The sequence below is a fragment of the Pseudomonas asplenii genome, from assembly GCF_900105475.1.
Classification (GTDB): domain Bacteria; phylum Pseudomonadota; class Gammaproteobacteria; order Pseudomonadales; family Pseudomonadaceae; genus Aquipseudomonas; species Aquipseudomonas asplenii.
On the sequence record NZ_LT629777.1, the window covers coordinates 5,774,164 to 5,793,511 of the forward strand.

The following is a 19,348-nucleotide window of genomic DNA, read 5'->3' on the forward strand; positions in this document are numbered from 1 at the left end:
CGCTCCAGCCGCACAGGCAGGCGTTCACCAATTACCGAATAAATAAACCCAGGGATGCGGGAACGGCCTGTTGCCACACACCGGCCGCGGGTCAGTCTCGCCCGCAAAAGCACCCTGTTTTCAGCGCAGAGCCGCCGTAGCGGTCCTATTCAGAGGTTGATATGACAACGCCAATCACCATCGCAAAAGTAATTGCTTCCCCAGGTATCGGTGGGTTTTTCTTCGACGACCAGACCGCCATCAAAGCCGGGGCGATCCGCGACGGCGCCGCTTATAAGGGAACCGCGGTAACACCGGGTTTCAAATCCGTACGGGAGCCTTCGGAGTCCGTTTCAGTGTTATTGGTGCTGAGCGATGGCTATATTGCACAGGGCGATTGCGCAAGCGTTCAATACACCGGCGTAGGCGGACGTGAACCGCGCTTCCACGCTCGCCAGTTGGCCACGCAAATCGAGCAGGAGCTGGGGCCGCGCCTGGTGGGCATGCAGGTGAATGGCTTTCGCAGAGCAGCCCTTGAAGCAGAAGCATTGATTGATGAGCTGTTTGAGTCCAAGCGGGCCACGGCATATGGCGTGTCTCAAGCACTCCTCAATGCCGCAGCCCACGCAGCCGGCCACCACTTGATGGCTCAAGTCATCAAAGATGAATGGAACATCGCAGCGCCTTTGGCCGCAGTGCCGATCTACGGGCAATCGGGCGATGACCGCTATACCAACGTCGACAAAATGATAATGAAAAGTGTTGAGGTGCTGCCGCACGGGCTGATCAACACTCCTGAACTCGTGGGCGTTGATGGCATCGCCATTGAAGAATACATCGGCTGGCTTCGCGCGCGAATCAGTCAATTGCGCGTCTGCGACACCTACCAGCCGATCATCCACCTGGACGTGTATGGCTTGATCGGTGCCGAAGCGAAAGGCTCGCTTGAACACACCGCAAACATCATTCAGCGCTTGGAGCGCGCGGCCGGGGCCCATGAACTTCGCCTCGAACACCCGATCGATGCCGGCAGCCGCGATGCCCAGATTGAAACAATGGCCGCCTTGCGCCAGATGCTGAAAACCCGCGGCAGCCGAGTCTCAATCATCGCTGACGAGTGGGCCAACACCGTCGAAGATGTGCATCTTTTCGCAGTTGCCGGCGCAACAGACATGGTGCAAATCAAAACCCCCGACCTGGGTTCTATTCATAACGCCATTGACGCCATCATCGATTGCCAGAAATACGGTATCGGCCCGGTACTGGGTGGCACATGTGCCGAGACAGATCAGTCCGCCCGTGTCACCGCCCATATCGGCATCGCAACCGCTGTAAGCCAAATGCTGGCCAAGCCCGGCATGGGCTTTGATGAGGGCTACAACATCGTCTTCAACGAAATGAACCGAGCCCTGCGAATCGCCGAGGCCCGCTCCAACTCATGACGCCGCGGGGGAATGCATATTCCCCCCTCACCGAAAAGCCTGAAGTTGTTGTTCCCATAATAAAAAGCCCTAACCCTGAATAGAAATCTGCCTTTAATTAAACATAAAAAATAAAATGCGGAGTACTGTTATGAAAGGCTTCAAAGTAAGCACTGCGTCTTTGTTTCTAACCGCGCTTTTCGCGGCCGGCGCGAGCTACGCGGACGACATGTCTTTATGGAAAACCTACGAGCAATCCTTCAAAGAAGCGAAATACATCGACCTGACCCATGCATTCGAGCCTGACATGGCCGTGTGGCCGGGTTTCGGTGGTGCAACGTTCAAAGCTGCGACCGCTGGCGCGACGATTCCCGACTTTGTGAATAAAGGTGATGAGTTCACCTACGAGAAACATGGTTTCGTCGCGACGGCCTACGACTTGCCTACAGACCAGTACGGCACTCAGTTAGACCCACCCGCGCACTGGAACCCCCTTGGCGCAACGATCAGCGACTTGCCCGCGACGTTCAGCGTACGTCCACTTGTAGTGATCAACATCGCCCCTCAGGCTGCCAAAGACCCGGGCTATCACCTGCAGGTCAAAGACATCCTGGCATGGGAAGCCAAACATGGCCGAATCCCGGCAGGCTCGGTCGTGATGGTTCGCTCGGACTGGTACAAACACTGGGCTGAACATGAACGATTCCGAACTGCCCCATTCCCTGGCGTGAGTCTTGACGCACTCAAGTTCCTGCATCTGGAGCGGAAAATCCTGTTCCATGGCCATGAAGCACTGGATACCGATACCACACCAACGGCCGAAGGCGAGGCATGGTTGATGCACAACAACTTCGCTCAAGCCGAAGGTGTAGCCAACCTGGATAAAGTCCCTGAAGCAGGCGCCTTGATTTCTATCGGCTTTGCCAAACCGCTGGGCGGGACGGGCGGGTATGCACGCTATATCGCCATTGCCCCTTCGACCTGGAAGCAAGGACAGACGCTGCGCGCATCACCGGGCGCTCCGTTGCCGACCCAGAAATTCCCGCTCAAACGCGACAGCCTTGGAGTCATGCGTCCGACGCCTTGACCGACGCGGATATCGAATGGGCGATCCGCTGACCGCTCATTCGCAGTGCCCCTGCAACAACCGGAGAGCGATAGCGATGACACAAGCATTTCGTTGGCCAAGCTACTCAGATTTCTATAAATCGTCCACCTACTCCAGGTTTCCGCAGGAACATCGCAGCGCGCCGGGTAACCTTCAGTTCGAAATGATTCGGGTTGAACAAGATACCCATGACTTTGTGGACCCTTCAGTACCTGAAGTCGTTATTGCAATGCCGCTCTCCGTCGCCGAGAACTGCACTTACTCTTGGAATATGGGCGAAGGCTGGCGCAATGAGCTCGCGATACCCGGAAGAGTGATGGTTATTCCATCGTGTAAGCAGAGCCACTGGAAAGTCAGCGGTGAGCGAGAACTGTTACTTATTACTGTGCCTACGGCAACGTTGAGCAAAGTGCTCTACTCCATTACCAGTCGGACAATAACGGAGGTATTTTCCAGGCTTGGCGAAAAAACCTGGGAAGGCACTTTCTTCGCATCAGCCATTACTACCCTTTGGGGCTTAACAAACAGTGAGGGGCCCGCGCACAGAATCTTGGCCGATGCCACACTCACCAGTATTATAAGTGGGTTGTTCATCATGGGAGGTGATACTCAAGCGGATGAAAAATCCATTGCCCTCCCCGTATGGCGACAAAAGAAAGTCGAGGCTTACGTAGACGAAAATCTCCATGAAGAGATTAATGTGTTCGGTATGGCAGAGGCATGTGGTCTGAGCGGTCGCCACTTTTCCAGAGCGTTCAGTGAGGAGCTGGGGCTGACGCCCCACCGTTGGCTGACACTCAAAAGAATCAGTCGGGCCAAAGAGCTCTTGCTGAAAAACGAAATGGATATCGCGCAAATCGCAGATCTGTGTGGCTTTTCCAACCAAAGTCACTTCAGTCGGGTGTTTAAAGACATCGTCGGGAAACCACCAGGACGCTGGCGGGCAACTGAATAGTCATAACACTCAACAAGCATGCGAGCGACGGCCACGCGCTGCAAATAACACTATTCAGCCATTTATTATCCGATACAGACGCGCGATACAAAATACCGCGCACGCCCTGTGGACGCTCTCGCGAACACGTCGGTAAGCTGCAATAGCACCCTTATAAAACCACTATCAGAAAAACCAAATAGTCGTTTGATTCACTGCCAACAGCATAACAATAACTGATTGCTCGTCTGCGTAATTTGCTTTGAGCCGTCAAAAAACAGGCGCATTGGAGGTGTTATGAAGTTCAATAAAAGATCCGTTAAATGGCCAGCACTGGCGAAACTCAGCGTGTTCCTGCTAGCCTCAACTATTACACCACTGAGCCTGGCAGATGATGTCATCAAAATTGCTGTCGTCGGCCCCGCAACTGGCGCTGTCGCCCAGTTCGGCGATATGGTGTTTATGGGAACAAAAATGGCCGCGGAGCAAATTAATGCCGCTGGCGGCGTCAACGGTAAAAAACTGCAGTTGGTGACCTATGATGACGCGTGCGATCCGAAGCAAGCGGTGGCGGTCGCTAACAAAGTGGTCAACGATGGCATTAAATTTGTTGTGGGTCACGTATGCTCCAGCTCCACACTTCCAGCTTCGGACATCTACGAAGATGAAAGAATTCTTATGGTAACGCCCTCGGCCACGCACGAAGGCATTACCAACCGTGGCTATAAGATGATGTTCCGCACCATTGGCCTTGATGGCCTTCAGGCACCCGCCGCCGCCGACTACATTGCCGATAAACTCAAACCACATGTCGTCGCGATCATTCACGACAAGCAGCAGTTTGGAGAAGGCATAGCTACCGCAGTGAAGAAGCGTCTGGACGCCAAGGGCGTGAATGTCGTTATATTTGACGGCATTAACGCCGGTGAAAAAGATTTCTCATCACTGATTACCAAACTCAAGAGAGCGAACGTCGATCTGCTTTATTACGGTGGGTATCATCCTGAAATGGGCATGATTCTTCGTCAGTCCGCAGAAAAGGGCTTCAAGCCCACATTCGTCAGTACCGACGGTGCGGGCAATAGCGAAATTAGTGCCATTGCCGGAGCCGCCAGTGAAGGATTACTGTTCACTCAACCCAAGGCATTTGACCAGGATCCAAAAAATACGGCGTTGGTCAAAGCGTTCAAACTACAAAACCAAGACCCCAGCGGCAACTTTGTAATGCCCGCCTACACCGCAGTTGAAGTGATTGCCGAAGGCATTAAGGCAGCCGGTAGCGAAGACACCGAAAAAGTTGCAGAAACGCTTAAGAAAAAAACGTTTGATACGCCTATCGGCCTAATCTCTTTCGATCAGAAAGGTGACTTGAAAGACTTCAGTTACGTGGTCTACACGTGGCACAAGGACGGCACCAAAACGTTAGCAAACTGATAGCGCCAAGGAATGCTCGCACTTGTTGCGGGCATTCTTTTTTCAAGCCTGATACTTCACACGTTACTCATGGCTTAATCATACAAAAGAAGAGATTTCTGATGTCGCTTTATTCTGCCCCCCTGCGCGACATGCGCTTCGTGCTCCATGAAGTCTTCCAAGCCCCACGTCTCTGGGCTCGCTTACCGGCGCTGTCGGAGTTTGTTGATGCCGATACGGCAGACGCCGTTCTCGAAGAAGCGGCAAAGGTGACAAGCGGCTTGATCGCCCCACTCAATCGAAGTGGAGACGAAGAAGGCGCACAGTGGCAACAAGGCCAGGTCAGCACACCCGCAGGTTTCAGAGCAGCCTACGCCACTTACATTGAAGGGGGCTGGGTCGGGCTCAGTGGTAATCCCGCCTTCGGCGGTATGGGCATGCCCAAGATGTTGGCTGTACAGTTCGAAGAGATGCTCTACGGTGCCAACTCCAGTTTTGCGCTGTACTCCACCCTCAGCTCCGGAGCCTGCCTGGCATTGGATGCCCATGCTGACGAAGCGCTGAAAAAGCTGTATTTACCACCAATGTACGAAGGCCGCTGGGCAGGTTCCATGTGCCTGACTGAAGCGCATGCGGGCACAGATCTTGGGATCATTCGTACCCGTGCCGAGCCTCAATGCGATGCAAGTTATGCCATCACGGGCAGCAAAATATTCATCACCGGTGGCGATCAGGACCTGACCGAAAATATCATTCACCTGGTGTTGGCCAAGCTACCGGACGCCCCCGCCGGGCCCAAGGGTATCTCGCTGTTCGTGGTCCCCAAAATATTGGTGAATGCGGATGGCTCCCTGGGGGCAGCCAATGCGGTGAGTTGCGGTTCGATCGAACACAAGATGGGCATCAAGGCGTCTGCCACCTGCGTGATGAATTTCGATGGGGCCCGTGGCTGGTTGGTCGGGGAAGCCAACAAAGGACTGGCGGCAATGTTCACCATGATGAACTACGAACGACTCTCCATCGGCATCCAAGGCATAGGCTGTGCCGAAGCGTCCTATCAGAACGCACGGGCCTATGCCTGCGAACGCTTGCAGGGTCGGTCAACCACCTCCGTGGTCGGCTCCGACAAGATGGCCGACCCCATCATCGTTCATCCGGATGTCAGGCGGATGCTACTCAGCATGAAGGGCATGACCGAGGGAGGACGGGCATTTGCCTGTTACGTCGGTCAGCAATTGGACCTGGCAAAGTTTTCTGACCTGGCCGATGAGCGCCATGACGCCGAGGCGATGGTGGCCTTGCTCACACCTGTGGCTAAGGCATTTTTCACCGATACCGGCCTGGACAGCTGCGTTCACGGGCAACAAGTATTCGGTGGTCACGGCTACATTCGTGAATGGGGCCAGGAGCAGTTGGTCCGTGATGTGCGTATTGCTCAGATTTATGAAGGCACCAACGGGATCCAGGCGCTTGATCTGCTGGGGCGTAAAGTGATCGCGAACGCGGGGGCGAACCTTTATCGCTTCTGCGAGGAAATACGCGCGTTTGCGGATACTCGGAAAAGTCCCCACAGCAATGAGCTGGTGTGTGCCGTGGAACGCCTGGAGTCGGTCACCTCCTGGGTGCTCCAGGCGGCAAAGTCCGACCCCCGTCAGACAGGCGCCGCTTCGGTCGAATACTTGCACTTGCTGGGTTACGTCGCTTACGCCTACATGTGGGAACGCATGGCCATCGTGGCCGCGCAAAAACTCAGCGACGACCCGGTGTTCTACGGAGCGAAACTGGCAACTGGCGCGTTCTATTTTCAACGCCTGCTGCCTCGTACCCTAAGCCTGGAAGCGAGCATACGTAACGGCTCGACATCACTTTATCTGTTGGACCCAGAGCAATTCTGATCCTAACCTGCCCGCTCCCGTCACCCACGCTGAGGCGTTCATTATCGGCGCCTCAACGTCCTCCCCTTCACCGACCCGTTGACAGTGGCACATTAGGCACGGCCCTGGCACTCACTAATCATTCGGTTACCTTTGCCCACAAGAACATGTAGCCTGTCCAGATGACGGCAAAGCCTGATGCAATGACCCAAAAGTTGCCGATTGGGAGACGTTGATATTGAGACACCAGGAGTATAAGTAAGTGGTAGTCAAGGCCAAAGGCACAAGTAAAATCAAACGCTATGTAGAAGTCGCCAATTCGCTGATTGCTGAAATAGTGAATGGCCGATATACCCTGGGCACGCTACTCCCTACCGAGCATGAACTGGCAACCCATTTCGCCGTCAGCCGACAGACCGTTCGTGCTGCGTTAACGATAATGAAGGAACGGGGGTACATCACGCGCAAGAAGGCGGTCGGTAGTCTTGTCGAGAGCATCAATCCGAGCGTGGCCTACTCACAGTCCGTCAGCACAATCGAAGACTTGATCCAGGTAGCGATGTCGGAAGTGCGTAGCATCGAAAGTACCCATTCGATAGCACTCGACAGAGTATTGGCCCGGCAACTGGAAGCCCCTGTCGGTTCAGAATGGATTCATATGTCAGGCCCAAGAATTGACGCCAAGAGCACGCAGGCCGGATGCTGGGCCAATATCTTTATCAATACTGCATACGCAGGCGCGCTGGAAACTATCCGGCAGCAACCACAAATGATGATCAGCGACATCCTCGAAAAGCACTACGCAATTACGATATCTGAAGTACGCCAGACCGTATTTGCAGTACTCATTGAGGGCGATATGGCCCGGCGCTTAAACGTTGAAGACCGTTCCGCGGGGTTGCGGATTCTGCGGCACTATAAAGACGATCAAGGTCAGCTCGTTGAATTGACTGAAACGGTCTACCCAGCCAAACGCATCAGCGTATCGACTCATCTCAAGCGAGTGACCAACGCGGCCAAATAAAAAATGCCATGCCACCATCGGTGCCATGGCATTCAGCTTAGCAAGCCTTTAGTAAAAGCGTTTGAGGGCTTTCTCGGGAATATTCATACCTGTGGCCTTGGCCTGCTCCAGGATGCTCCAAAAGTAACGGTAGGTCGCTCTGTCGTGCAACTCGCCCTGGTACTGAATCGGGCCCCAATCCTTGTCCTGGGCCGCACACAGAATTTCAGCGGCGTCTTCGATCTCTTCGAAGGCAGGCTGCATGGCGCTGACAATGGCGCTGATCTGCGCGGGGTGGATACTCCACATACGCAAGAAGCCGAATTCACGCTTGGCCCTTGAAGCATCACCGCCGATAACGTCAGCGTCTTTCAGGCTCAAACACACGTTGTGCGAAGGCACCACACCATTGGCAATGGCGGCGGCGACCATTTCGGTTTTAGCGCGAACAATCAGCGGATGCTGAAATTGATCGGGGCTGCGCATCGCCGACGCTGGAATAGCGCCCTGGTGAGCACTCACAAAATCCATCTGGCCGAAGTCCAGCACTTCAACACCCGGCAGGCCTGCGATTTCAAAGACTTCTCTCAACGCGCCATGGGTTTCAACCAGAACGTGGATTGGAATTTTACGCTCGACGCCCGTGCGCGCCGCAACGGCCTGAATGTAATCCGACATCTCGACTACCTGCGCGGCCGTAATTGCCTTAGGCAGCGTGACGTACGCAATACGCGCCGCCGTTTGACCGACGATGACGTCGACATCGCGCTTCCAGAACGGGTGGGTATAGTCATGGATACGCACACCCAACTTGCCATGAAGATTCTTTTCAGAGTTCACAAGCCTGGCCACCATTTGCGCGTGATCCTCCTCATCACCTGCGGCCGCCCCATCTTCGCAGTCACAGGTAATATCGAAGACAGGACCTAGCTGCGCTTGCAATTCCATCGCCTTGACAATCAGCTTTTCACTGCCGGCGAAGTGTTCGCACACGGATAATACCGGGAACGTTTTTTCGCCATCGAACAACGCTTCGCGAGGATGTACCTGATTACTCATGACGTCACACCTTATTATTGGGTTTTTTCGGGATTGCGATCACATAGTCGAGATCCAGTACGACCTCGGGAGGGTATTCAATTTTTCCTTGATGTTTTTCCGTAAAGATTATCTTGCTCGCGGCGCCTATATTTTTGGCGGCGATCAGACGCAGGCGCAGCGCGCCCATATGTGGATGACCAAGTTCTATCTGTTCCTTTATTTGCGTGGCACATACCAGAGTATCGCCGGAGAACGTGGGCGACACATGATTCCCGCCATTCATCGCCAGTACGCAGATAGCATTTTCCAATCCGTCATACGAAAGTGCCTTGCAGAGGGATATCACATGCCCGCCATATACCAGCCTTTGCTGCATACCGCTCGCGGCCATTGTATAAGCGTCAAAGTGTGCCTTGGCAGTGTTCTGGTACAAGCGCGTCGCCTGACTATGATCACTGTCATTGATGGTCATTGCACTCATGTGATCGATACGCTCACCCGCGCTGTAGTCTTCCCAAAAAAAACGTGAGCGAGTCGCCTCAAACATGACCTCGGCGGCAGCGTTCACCTGCAATGCTGGGAAATGCTGTACCGCGACCTCCTGAGGCAACGGTGGGATAACGTTGACACCTGAAACTTCATCTTTGTTTCTTTTATGAATCATCACCCAACGCACCCAAGTCAACACCTCTTCGTTTCGCTGATTAGTGGCGACTGACTGGGTGTAAACAATCCCGGCTTTTCCGTTCGACGTTTCCCGCAGACCGATCACGTCGCTGCTAACGCGAAGTGTGTCTTGCGCATAGACAGGTCTGACAAACCGCACATCTGCATAGCCGAGGTTAGCGATCGCATTCAAAGAAATGTCAGGAACGGTCTTTCCGAACGCGATATTGAAAACAAGGAAATCCTCCATGGGCCGTTTTTCGAAACCCAAGGCTGCACTCACCGTTTCGGCACTGCCAATGGCATCGCGGCTGCCGGTTAATCCGATGTAGAGACTGCGATCTCCTTCTGTGAGCGTACGAGGTGTCGGGTGCTGGATATGCATCCCAACAGAAAAGTCTTCAAAAAAATTGCCCTGCCGCACCTTGCTCATCACACCCTCACCGATATCTCAGCCAGACACAATATGTACGCACATAGTATCCTTGACGAAAAATCAACGTCAAGCGTCTAAAACCGCAGAAAACCCCCATTTTAATAACTTTCAGATCTAATAAATATGTTTTATTTTTAAAACCCAGATAGTAATGTACGTACATAAAGATCAGGGACGGAAGCCACTTCCCGGCCTGAAAAGCACCCTAATAATGAGAAATGACCATGCTTGCCAAATCCCTGGATGACATTGTTGTTATTGACCTGACCCAAATGCTTGCAGGCCCTTTCGGCACTCAGATTCTTGCGGACCACGGAGCCAAAGTTATCAAGGTCGAAGCATTCGAAGGCGACGGCACGCGCAAGCTGGGCCCTTACATGGCAGACGATAAAGTTCGCGAATACGGCGGCTATTTTCAGAGCGTCAATCGCAACAAGCACTCGATTGCGATCAACCTCAAAACAGAAGAAGGCAAAACGATTTTTCGTGATTTGGTCAAAACTGCAGACATTGTGGTGGAGAATTTTCGATCGGGCGTCCTCGACCGGCTGGGCCTCTCATACGAGTCACTGCGCGAGCTCAATCCCAGGTTGGTCTACGGCGCTGTACGCGGCTTCGGTGATCCACGTAGCGGCAACAGTCCTTATAGTGACTGGCCTTCATATGACGTGGTGTCCCAGGCAATGGGCGGCATCATGGGAATTACCGGACCCGATGAAAACACACCGACCAAGATCGGTCCTGGTGTAGGCGACACGATTCCTGCCCTGATGCTGACAATCGGTTTGTTGAACGCGCTTCACTATGCACGCCGCACGGGCGAGGGACAGTTTGTCGATGTAGCGATGACCGATGCCGTTCTGTCGGTATGTGAGCGCATCATTTATCAGAAATCATACGAAAATCGCAGCCCTGCGCCAGAAGGCAACCGTCACCCTTTGCTGTGCCCTTTCGGGCTGTTCAGAGCAAAAGATGGTTGGGTGTCCATTGCCTGCGCCCATGATGAGTTCTGGGTGAAGCTTGCAACGGCCATTGATCGTCGTGAGTTGGCCACTGACTCGAATTTCGCGACCAATGCCGCTCGCCTGGTAAACGTAGACAAGGTCATTGATGCGATTGAAATTTTCACTCGCGCTCGTACTAAAGAGCAAATCAAGGCGTGCCTGGGCGGCCTGGTTCCCTTTGGGCCTGTCTATACCGCCGATGAGATTTATGCAGACCCTCACTACGCTATTCGCGAGATGATCGTGGAAGTTGAGCAGCCCAACTCCAGCATTCCCGCGCGCATTGCGGGAATCCCCATCAAGATGAGCTTGACCCCAGGCGAAGTCCTGCGCCGGGCGCCTCGCCTTGGTGAGCACACCCGAGAAACCCTTTGCACACTTGGACTCGATGAAAACACTATAAACGGGCTGTATCGCGACGGTATTGTTCGGTAACTGCAACATAAGACAACGGTAAAAAAGCTGACCTCATCACAGATGAAGTCAGCATGTGGTTTTAATTCTGGTTATGCGTAGGCCGGCAACTTCGACAATGCCAAAATACCTTTCATGCAAACAGATTTAAGCCATCGAAAAACTGCTTTTCTTTTCATAATTGGTCTCGAATTTTTTATAATTAATCGCATCGGCCAATCGCCTGGCGACCCGTAGAAAGCTCATCAACTAAAACTAGATGATGGCGCTCTGCGCCCAGACAGTGAACACTGTCCCCATGAAATTTCATAGTTGTCCACTGGTATAAAACTGCCATTTTTTGTATAGCGAGGACATTCGGCGCACTGATGCGTTTTTAATACTGGACCGGACTCGCCACCCACCCTAATCTCATGCGACACTCAATTAAAAAATTCGTAATTCATTGCTTTTTTGCATTTTCTCTCGGCACGCCACAACTGCCCACAACAATCATAGACCGCGCCTGACATGCCGCTCGGCAATGCGCATCGTCTGAATATAAATAGTAGTTGGAGTCAAACATGAAGTTCCCTATCCGTGCGCTCGCAATCCTCCCCTCGCTTAATCTATCCAGTGCTGAGAGACCGCGTTACTTAAGTGTCTCTGACAAGGCATCCACAAAAAATAAAACTCATCAAACGTGGCAAAACCCACGTGACGTTCAATGAGGTTTCCATGGCTTTTTTCTTTTCTGACAGCCTGGGGTAGAGGATCTTGTAATGTCTGACATCTATCATTTTTTCCAACAGCTGGTTAATGGCCTGACCATTGGCAGCACCTATGCCTTGATAGCCATTGGCTACACAATGGTTTACGGCATCATTGGAATGATCAACTTCGCCCATGGCGAGGTCTACATGATTGGTTCCTACGTGGCTTTTATCGCCCTTGCCGGGCTGGCCATGATGGGTATCCACTCCCTGCCGCTGTTGATGACCGCCGCGTTCCTTGCGTCGATCGTCGTAACCAGTGCCTATGGCTACAGTATCGAGCGCGTTGCCTACCGCCCCCTGCGTGGCAGCAACCGTTTGATCCCGCTGATTTCCGCCATCGGCATGTCGATTTTCCTGCAGAACACCGTATTGCTGTCCCAGGACTCCAAGGATAAATCCATCCCCAACCTGATTCCGGGGAGCTTCTCCTTCGGTCCGGGTGGCGCGGAAGAAGTCCTGATTTCCTACATGCAAATCCTGGTCTTCGTCGTCACCCTGGTGGCCATGCTGGGCCTGACCCTGTTCATCTCCCGCTCCCGTCTGGGCCGCGCCTGCCGGGCGTGCGCTGAAGACATCAAGATGGCCAACCTGCTGGGCATCAACACCAACAACATCATTGCGCTGACCTTCGTGATCGGTGCCGCGCTGGCAGCCGTCGCGGCGGTACTGCTGAGCATGCAGTACGGCGTGATCAACCCCAACGCCGGTTTCCTGGTGGGCCTCAAAGCCTTTACCGCGGCGGTATTGGGCGGCATCGGCAGCATTCCGGGCGCGATGCTCGGCGGCCTGGTGCTGGGTGTGGCCGAGGCCTTTGGCGCCGATATCTTCGGCGACCAGTACAAGGACGTCGTGGCGTTCGGCCTCTTGGTTCTGGTGCTGTTGTTCCGTCCGACCGGCATCCTGGGCCGTCCGGAGGTTGAGAAAGTATGAGCAGATATCTTAAATCGGCGTTTTTCAGCGCCTTGCTGGTATGGGCCGTGGCCTTTCCGGTACTCGGCCTCAAGCTGAGCATTGTCGGCATCAACCTTGAAGTGCATGGCACAGGTCCCGTGACCTTGACCATCATTGCCCTGTGCTCGGTGCTGATGTTCCTGCGTGTGCTGTTCACCCAGCAGGTCGGTGCCTTGTTCAAGGGCAACCGCGCGCCGTTGGTGTCGCCCAAGGTCAGCCAATTCCTGACCCTGCCGCGTACCCAGCGCTACATCATCATCGGCCTGATCGTGGCCGCGCTGATCTGGCCGTTCTTCGGCTCGCGCGGCGCCGTCGACATCGCCACCCTGATCCTCATCTACGTGTTGCTGGGCCTGGGCCTGAACATCGTGGTGGGTCTGGCAGGCCTGCTTGACCTGGGTTATGTGGGTTTCTATGCCGTGGGTGCCTACACCTATGCGCTGCTCTCGCACTACCTGGGCTGGAGCTTCTGGATCTGCCTGCCGCTGGCGGGCATGGCGGCGGCCACGTTCGGCTTCCTGCTGGGCTTCCCGGTACTGCGCCTGCGCGGCGACTACCTGGCGATCGTGACCCTGGGCTTCGGGGAAATCATCCGCCTGTTCCTGCGTAACCTCACCGACATCACCGGCGGCCCCAACGGCATCAGCAGCATCCCCAAGCCGACATTCTTCGGGCTGTCGTTCGACCGTAGCGCTGCCGAGGGCATGCAGACCTTCCACGAGTACTTCGGGATCGCCTACAACCCGGTGAGCAAGGTGGTGTTCCTCTACCTAGTGGCACTGTTGCTGGCATTGGCCGCGCTGTTCGTGATCAACCGCCTGCTGCGCATGCCAATCGGCCGTGCGTGGGAAGCGCTGCGCGAAGATGAGATCGCCTGCCGCGCGCTGGGGCTGAACCCGACCATCATCAAGCTCTCCGCGTTCACCCTAGGTGCTGCGTTCGCCGGTTTCGCCGGTAGCTTCTTCGCCGCTCGCCAAGGCCTGGTAACACCTGAGTCGTTCACCTTTATCGAGTCGGCGATCATCCTCGCCATCGTGGTACTGGGTGGCATGGGCTCGCAACTGGGCGTGATCCTGGCGGCGATCGTGATGATCCTGCTGCCGGAAATGATGCGTGAGTTCAGCGAATATCGCATGTTGATGTTCGGCGCCATGATGGTGCTGATGATGATCTGGCGTCCTCAAGGCCTGCTGCCCATGCAACGTCCACACATGGAGCTGCGCAAATGAGCCGCGAGATACTGAAAGTCGAAAATCTGAGCATGCGCTTCGGCGGCCTGCTGGCGGTCAACGGCGTGGCCCTGACCGTGAAAGAGAAACAAGTGGTAGCGCTGATCGGCCCCAACGGCGCCGGCAAGACCACGGTGTTCAACTGCCTCACCGGCTTCTACAAGCCAAGTGGCGGCAGCATCCTGCTGGACGGCCAGCCGATCCAGGGCCTGGCCGGCCACGAGATCGCCCGCAAGGGCGTGGTGCGCACCTTCCAGAACGTGCGGTTGTTCAAGGACATGACGGCGGTCGAAAACCTGCTGATCGCTCAGCACCGTCACCTGAACACCAACTTCTTTGCCGGCCTGTTCAAGACCCCGGCGTTCCGCAAAAGCGAGCGCGAGGCGATGGAATACGCCGAGTACTGGCTGGACAAGGTCAACCTCACCGAGTTTGCCAACCGCCCTGCCGGCACCCTGGCCTACGGTCAGCAACGCCGTCTGGAAATCGCGCGCTGCATGATGACCCGTCCGCGGATCCTGATGCTCGACGAACCGGCGGCCGGCCTGAACCCCAAGGAAACCGAAGACCTCAAGGCGCTGATCGGCGTGCTGCGTGAGGAAAACAACGCCACGGTGCTGTTGATCGAACACGACATGAAGCTGGTCATGAGCATTTCCGACCATATCGTGGTGATCAACCAGGGCACGCCACTGGCCGACGGCACGCCGGAGCAGATCCGCGATAATCCTGAAGTGATCAAAGCCTATCTGGGGGAAGCGTAAAATGCTGCAATTCGAAAACGTTTCCACTTTCTACGGCAAGATCCAGGCCCTGCACAGCGTCAACGTGGAAGTGCGCCAGGGTGAGATCGTGACCCTGATCGGTGCCAACGGCGCCGGCAAGTCGACCCTGCTGATGACCCTGTGCGGATCGCCGCAGGCCCACAGCGGCAGCATCCGCTACATGGGTGAAGAGCTGGTGGGCCAGGAATCGTCGCACATCATGCGCAAGAGCATCGCGGTGGTGCCGGAAGGCCGTCGCGTGTTCTCGCGCCTGACCGTCGAAGAGAACCTGGCCATGGGCGGGTTCTTCACCGACAAGGGCGACTACCAGGAGCAGATGGACAAGGTGTTGCACCTGTTCCCCCGGCTCAAGGAACGCTTCAGCCAACGCGGCGGCACCATGTCCGGCGGCGAGCAGCAAATGCTCGCCATCGGCCGGGCGCTGATGAGCAAGCCCAAGCTGTTGCTCCTGGACGAACCGTCCCTGGGCCTGGCGCCGATCATCATCCAGCAGATCTTCGACATCATCGAACAGCTGCGCAAAGACGGTGTCACGGTGTTTCTGGTGGAACAGAACGCCAACCAGGCGCTGAAAATCGCCGACCGCGCCTATGTACTGGAAAACGGCCGGGTGGTGATGCAGGGCACTGGCAAGCAATTGCTGACCGATCCGAAGGTGCGTGAGGCGTACCTGGGCGGTTAACGGCTGGATTAACATCCATAGGGACGATCTGAAGAGATCGTTCCTGCACCATCCATTGATGCGCGTTTTTTGGCAGCAGCCAAGGGCTCGTCGTGTTTGATGATAAGGAAATACACATGAATCAACAAAACGTCGGCGTCATTGGTGCCGGCATTATGGGCAATGGCATCACGCAAGTCTGCGCGCAGGCCGGCCTTAACGTGATCTTGATCGATATCTGCGAAGCTGCCTTGGAAAAGGCATTGGCGACCATTGACAGCAACCTCACCCGATTAGTCACCAAAGGCACCCTGACACCAGAGCAAAGGCTGACTGCGCTCGGGAAAATCAGTACCAGCACCGATTACGTCAGCCTGCAATATGCGCATATGGTGATCGAAGCCGCCACCGAAAACATCAACCTTAAACTGGGCATACTTCAACAGATCGCGACGCATGTCAGTGCCGACTGTGTGATAGCTTCCAATACATCATCGCTGTCGATTACCCAGTTGGCCACCAACGTAAACCATCCTCATAGAGTTATAGGTTTGCACTTTTTCAACCCGGTGCCACTTATGGGGTTGGTCGAAGTAATTCGCGGTTTGCAAACCAGCGATGCCACTCACATGCTGGCACTGGCCATGGCTAAAACCTTGGGCAAGATCGCGATCAACACTGGTAATCGTCCAGGTTTCGTCGTAAATCGCATTCTGATGCCCATGATTAATGAAGCGATTATGGTACTTCAAGAGGGATTGGCCAGCGCCGAAGACATCGACGCAGGCATGCGCCTAGGGTGTAACCAGCCCATCGGACCTCTGGCACTTGCCGACCTGATAGGCCTCGATACCGTACTGGCGATCCTGCAAACATTCTACGACGGCTTCAACGACAGCAAGTACCGCCCTGCACCACTGCTCAAGGAAATGGTCGCCGCCGGTTATCTGTAAGCGCTCCATAAACCCCACATTCAAAGCACTAAGCTAACGCGGGATGCTGGGCTCCCGATACTCTCAGGAGCCCGTGCGCCATGATGCGACCCGACGCCAAAGTCGAAAAAGTGTACCTCTACCCCAAACCTGTAGACTTTCGAAAATCCATCGACGGACTGGCTGCGCTGGTCGAACTGGATATCAAGGTTGCCGTATTCGACCCGGTACTTTTCGTTTTCCTCAACAAGCCGCGCAACCGAGTGAAAATCTTGTACTGGGAGCGCAACGGCTTCTGCCTTTGGCTCAAACGCCTGGAATCAGAGCGATTCAAAACATCGCCCGATGCCACCGACGAGGCGATTGTCCTCACCGTCCAGGAACTGAACTGGCTGCTCGACGGTTTTGACCTCTGGCGTAACCGTCCCCATCAGGTTTTGACGCCGCGATTCGTGGCCTGATTCGGTATAATCCAGGGCATGAAATCCATGCCCGACAACCTTCCCGACGATCTCCAACTGCTCAAGCAAATGCTTGCGAAGATGCAGTCGCGGGTCGGTTTTCTAGAAGAAGAGAACGCATTGCTGCGCCAGCGCTTGTTCGGACGCAAGTCCGAGCAAACAGCCGATCCGGCCACACCGCAGTTGGCGCTCTTCAACGAAGCCGAAAGCGTCGTCGAAGCTATCGACGAAAACGCTGAAGAAGAGGTTGTCGCCCCCGCCAAGCGCCGTGGCAAGCGCAAGCCGCTGCCTGCCGATCTGCCGCGCATCGAAGTCATCCACGAACTGCCCGAGCACGAACTGACCTGCGCCTGCGGTTGCCGTAAACACAGCATTGGTGAGGAAATCAGCGAGCAGCTTGAGATCGTGCCAATGCAGATCCGCGTGATCAAGCATGTGCGCAAGATCTACGGTTGCCGTGAATGCGAAGCCGCCCCAGTCACTGCGGACAAGCCTGCTCAACTGATTGAAAAAAGCATGGCCAGCCCCAGCGTTTTGGCGATGTTGCTGACTACCAAATACGTTGACGGTTTACCGCTTCATCGATTTGAAAAAGTGTTGGGTCGCTACGGTATTGATATCCCGCGCCAGACTTTGGCTCGCTGGGTGATCCAGTGCGGCGAACACTTTCAGCCGCTGCTGAATTTGATGCGCGACCGGCTACTGGAAAGCCGCGTCATCCACTGCGACGAAACGCGCGTGCAAGTGCTGAAAGAACCAGATCGAGAACCGAGCAGCCAATCCTGGATGTGGGTGCAAACCGGCGGCCCACCGGATAGGCCGGTCATCCTTTTTGACTACTCCACCAGCCGTGCGCAGGAGGTGCCAACGCGCCTGCTCGAAGGTTATCGCGGTTACGTGATGACCGATGACTACGCCGGTTACAATGCCTTGGGCGCGCAGGACGGAGTTGAGCGTCTAGGCTGCTGGGCGCATGCGCGACGCAAGTTTGTTGAAGCACAGAAAGTGCAGCCCAAAGGTAAAACGGGACGTGCGGATATCGCGCTGAATCTGATCAACAAGCTGTATGGGATCGAACGCGACTTGAAGGCCAGTAGCGACGCTGATCGTAAAATCGGCCGTCACGAACATAGCCTGCCGATACTGGCTCAGTTGAAAAGCTGGATCGAAAAGACGCAGCCCCAGGTCACCGCTCAGAATGCCTTGGGCAAAGCCATCAGTTACCTCGCAAGTAACTGGAGCAAGCTGGAGCGATACGTCGAGGAAGGGTATTTGCCGATGGACAACAACGCGGCAGAACGCGCGATCCGCCCCTTCGTGATCGGAAGAAAGAACTGGCTGTTTAGCGACACGCCCAAGGGCGCGACGGCCAGTGCTCAACTTTACAGCTTGGTCGAGACTGCCAAAGCCAACGGCCAAGAGCCTTATGCGTGGCTGCGCCACGCACTGGAACGCCTGCCAACGGCGACTTCGGTTGAGGATTACGAAGCCTTGCTGCCGTGGAACTGCGAACCTCGACTTCACAGCTAAGCGCTTTACCTATCTTTAGCCAAGTGGGGTTTATGGAGCGCTTACGGTTATCTGGGCCGCAAGATCGGTAGAGGCTTTCATCTCTATGGTTGAGCGCTGCTCACGCTTTGCCGAAAGACGCGAAAAGGCCGTGGAATTGTTCGCCAAAAAGGGCTTCATGCAGGTGGGGATGCGTGAGCTGGCCGCCTGCTTGGGTTTATCAGCAGGCACGCTTTACCACTATTATTCAAGTAAACAAGAGATGCTGTTCGAGGTTATTGAAGAATTATACGAACAGAGGCTGAGACTCGTGGCCCAAGTGGGCGACCGCCTCAAAAAGAGACAAGACCGACTCAATGCGCTGATCATCGCTCATTTAAAATTACACGATGACATGCCTTGGCATTCTTGCCTGGCTGAACGGGACATTTGTTGTCTTACTGTAGAGCAGCAATGCAGGATAAAAACATTGCGAGAGCGATATGAACGGTCTCTGCACACCGTTTTGGGAGCCACTTCTGAAGCATCAGAATCGGCCTATTTGACGATTGCCGCGCTTGTCGCCAGCCTCCTGAATAGCACGCCTGCCTGGCTAATAGACTCGACCTTGGAAAAGCAAACTCGCGAAGAACTATTGCAAACTTTACTCACGACAGCCGTAGGAAAATTGCTGACGTACTGCAACAGCGACGATGGCGAAATGTGACGAGACGCGCATGCGGATACGTAAACCCAATGTGGCTGATCACCGGGCCTGTCACATTTGATGGCA

17 protein-coding genes are annotated in these 19,348 nt (G+C 54.8%); 15 read left to right on the forward strand and 2 right to left on the reverse strand.

The window, feature by feature from the left end; genetic code table 11:
* Window positions 1-161 precede the first annotated feature (161 nt).
* From BLU37_RS25570 to BLU37_RS25595, 6 genes are all read left to right on the forward strand, one after another.
* A complete protein-coding gene (locus tag BLU37_RS25570; protein WP_090210109.1) occupies window positions 162-1,421 on the forward strand; it encodes a methylaspartate ammonia-lyase in 1,260 nt (419 codons plus the stop codon).
* A gap of 130 nt (window positions 1,422-1,551) precedes the next feature.
* Window positions 1,552-2,487, forward strand: a complete 936-nt coding sequence (locus tag BLU37_RS25575; protein ID WP_090210111.1) for a cyclase family protein — start codon at window positions 1,552-1,554, stop codon at window positions 2,485-2,487.
* A 16-nt stretch (window positions 2,488-2,503) separates the two neighbouring features.
* A complete protein-coding gene (locus BLU37_RS25580) occupies window positions 2,504-3,463 on the forward strand; it encodes a helix-turn-helix domain-containing protein (RefSeq protein WP_090210113.1) in 960 nt (319 codons plus the stop codon).
* Between the two features lie 276 nt (window positions 3,464-3,739).
* The gene (locus BLU37_RS25585) at window positions 3,740-4,876 is read left to right on the forward strand and encodes a high-affinity branched-chain amino acid ABC transporter substrate-binding protein (protein ID WP_017526871.1); all 1,137 of its coding nucleotides are present in this window, start codon (window positions 3,740-3,742) and stop codon (window positions 4,874-4,876) included.
* 101 nt (window positions 4,877-4,977) lie between these two features.
* On the forward strand, window positions 4,978-6,750 hold the full coding sequence (locus tag BLU37_RS25590) for an acyl-CoA dehydrogenase C-terminal domain-containing protein (protein WP_078823993.1): 1,773 nt from the start codon (window positions 4,978-4,980) through the stop codon (window positions 6,748-6,750).
* A gap of 241 nt (window positions 6,751-6,991) precedes the next feature.
* On the forward strand, window positions 6,992-7,753 hold the full coding sequence (locus BLU37_RS25595; RefSeq protein WP_017526869.1) for a GntR family transcriptional regulator: 762 nt from the start codon (window positions 6,992-6,994) through the stop codon (window positions 7,751-7,753).
* Window positions 7,754-7,801: 48 nt separating this feature from the next.
* On the opposite strand, the gene BLU37_RS25600 is transcribed toward BLU37_RS25595, so the two are convergent.
* Both BLU37_RS25600 and BLU37_RS25605 read right to left on the reverse strand, forming a co-directional pair.
* On the reverse strand, window positions 7,802-8,791 hold the full coding sequence (locus BLU37_RS25600) for an HpcH/HpaI aldolase/citrate lyase family protein (RefSeq protein ID WP_017526868.1): 990 nt from the start codon (window positions 8,789-8,791) through the stop codon (window positions 7,802-7,804).
* Window positions 8,792-8,795: 4 nt separating this feature from the next.
* Window positions 8,796-9,872 carry a MaoC family dehydratase gene (locus BLU37_RS25605; protein WP_017526867.1) on the reverse strand — a complete coding sequence of 359 codons (1,077 nt, stop codon included), beginning with the start codon at window positions 9,870-9,872 and terminating at the stop codon, window positions 8,796-8,798.
* A gap of 227 nt (window positions 9,873-10,099) precedes the next feature.
* On the opposite strand from BLU37_RS25605, the gene BLU37_RS25610 reads away from it, so the two are divergent.
* The 9 genes from BLU37_RS25610 (at window position 10,100) to BLU37_RS25650 (ending at window position 19,282) form a co-directional block, all read left to right on the forward strand.
* Complete coding sequence (locus BLU37_RS25610) at window positions 10,100-11,314, forward strand: CaiB/BaiF CoA transferase family protein (protein WP_017526866.1); 1,215 nt, start codon at window positions 10,100-10,102, stop codon at window positions 11,312-11,314.
* Between the two features lie 740 nt (window positions 11,315-12,054).
* On the forward strand, window positions 12,055-12,978 hold the full coding sequence (gene livH / locus BLU37_RS25615) for a high-affinity branched-chain amino acid ABC transporter permease LivH (protein WP_090210115.1): 924 nt from the start codon (window positions 12,055-12,057) through the stop codon (window positions 12,976-12,978).
* Window positions 12,975-14,228 carry a high-affinity branched-chain amino acid ABC transporter permease LivM gene (locus BLU37_RS25620; RefSeq protein WP_003172374.1) on the forward strand — a complete coding sequence of 418 codons (1,254 nt, stop codon included), beginning with the start codon at window positions 12,975-12,977 and terminating at the stop codon, window positions 14,226-14,228. Before livH ends, BLU37_RS25620 begins: the two co-directional genes overlap by 4 nt.
* Complete coding sequence (gene livG / locus BLU37_RS25625; protein WP_012722652.1) at window positions 14,225-14,992, forward strand: high-affinity branched-chain amino acid ABC transporter ATP-binding protein LivG; 768 nt, start codon at window positions 14,225-14,227, stop codon at window positions 14,990-14,992. The genes BLU37_RS25620 and livG overlap by 4 nt, the downstream gene beginning before the upstream one ends.
* 1 nt (window position 14,993) lies before the next feature.
* The gene (locus BLU37_RS25630; protein WP_078823990.1) at window positions 14,994-15,695 is read left to right on the forward strand and encodes an ABC transporter ATP-binding protein; all 702 of its coding nucleotides are present in this window, start codon (window positions 14,994-14,996) and stop codon (window positions 15,693-15,695) included.
* 116 nt (window positions 15,696-15,811) lie between these two features.
* A complete protein-coding gene (locus BLU37_RS25635) occupies window positions 15,812-16,627 on the forward strand; it encodes a 3-hydroxyacyl-CoA dehydrogenase NAD-binding domain-containing protein (protein WP_090210118.1) in 816 nt (271 codons plus the stop codon).
* 80 nt (window positions 16,628-16,707) lie between these two features.
* Complete coding sequence (gene tnpB, locus BLU37_RS25640; protein WP_004883347.1) at window positions 16,708-17,067, forward strand: IS66 family insertion sequence element accessory protein TnpB; 360 nt, start codon at window positions 16,708-16,710, stop codon at window positions 17,065-17,067.
* An 18-nt stretch (window positions 17,068-17,085) separates the two neighbouring features.
* A complete protein-coding gene (gene tnpC / locus BLU37_RS25645) occupies window positions 17,086-18,597 on the forward strand; it encodes an IS66 family transposase (RefSeq protein ID WP_090202057.1) in 1,512 nt (503 codons plus the stop codon).
* Window positions 18,598-18,682: 85 nt separating this feature from the next.
* Entirely contained in the window at window positions 18,683-19,282 is a 600-nt protein-coding gene (locus BLU37_RS25650) for a TetR/AcrR family transcriptional regulator (protein WP_090210120.1), read from the forward strand.
* Window positions 19,283-19,348: the final 66 nt, after the last annotated feature.

Excerpts from the sequence above, each read along its gene's own strand:
- livH (WP_090210115.1), top strand. The coding sequence starts at position 12,055 with ATGTCTGACATCTATCATTTTTTCCAACAGCTGGTTAATGGCCTGACC.
- BLU37_RS25570 (WP_090210109.1), top strand. The coding sequence starts at position 162 with ATGACAACGCCAATCACCATCGCAAAAGTAATTGCTTCCCCAGGTATC.
- BLU37_RS25585 (WP_017526871.1), top strand. The coding sequence starts at position 3,740 with ATGAAGTTCAATAAAAGATCCGTTAAATGGCCAGCACTGGCGAAACTC.
- BLU37_RS25575 (WP_090210111.1), top strand. The coding sequence starts at position 1,552 with ATGAAAGGCTTCAAAGTAAGCACTGCGTCTTTGTTTCTAACCGCGCTT.
- BLU37_RS25605 (WP_017526867.1), bottom strand. The coding sequence starts at position 9,872 with ATGAGCAAGGTGCGGCAGGGCAATTTTTTTGAAGACTTTTCTGTTGGG.
- BLU37_RS25620 (WP_003172374.1), top strand. The coding sequence starts at position 12,975 with ATGAGCAGATATCTTAAATCGGCGTTTTTCAGCGCCTTGCTGGTATGG.
- BLU37_RS25610 (WP_017526866.1), top strand. The coding sequence starts at position 10,100 with ATGCTTGCCAAATCCCTGGATGACATTGTTGTTATTGACCTGACCCAA.
- BLU37_RS25650 (WP_090210120.1), top strand. The coding sequence starts at position 18,683 with ATGGTTGAGCGCTGCTCACGCTTTGCCGAAAGACGCGAAAAGGCCGTG.
- BLU37_RS25600 (WP_017526868.1), bottom strand. The coding sequence starts at position 8,791 with ATGAGTAATCAGGTACATCCTCGCGAAGCGTTGTTCGATGGCGAAAAA.
- BLU37_RS25590 (WP_078823993.1), top strand. The coding sequence starts at position 4,978 with ATGTCGCTTTATTCTGCCCCCCTGCGCGACATGCGCTTCGTGCTCCAT.
- tnpC (WP_090202057.1), top strand. The coding sequence starts at position 17,086 with ATGAAATCCATGCCCGACAACCTTCCCGACGATCTCCAACTGCTCAAG.
- BLU37_RS25580 (WP_090210113.1), top strand. The coding sequence starts at position 2,504 with ATGGGCGATCCGCTGACCGCTCATTCGCAGTGCCCCTGCAACAACCGG.
- livG (WP_012722652.1), top strand. The coding sequence starts at position 14,225 with ATGAGCCGCGAGATACTGAAAGTCGAAAATCTGAGCATGCGCTTCGGC.
- tnpB (WP_004883347.1), top strand. The coding sequence starts at position 16,708 with ATGATGCGACCCGACGCCAAAGTCGAAAAAGTGTACCTCTACCCCAAA.
- BLU37_RS25630 (WP_078823990.1), top strand. The coding sequence starts at position 14,994 with ATGCTGCAATTCGAAAACGTTTCCACTTTCTACGGCAAGATCCAGGCC.
- BLU37_RS25635 (WP_090210118.1), top strand. The coding sequence starts at position 15,812 with ATGAATCAACAAAACGTCGGCGTCATTGGTGCCGGCATTATGGGCAAT.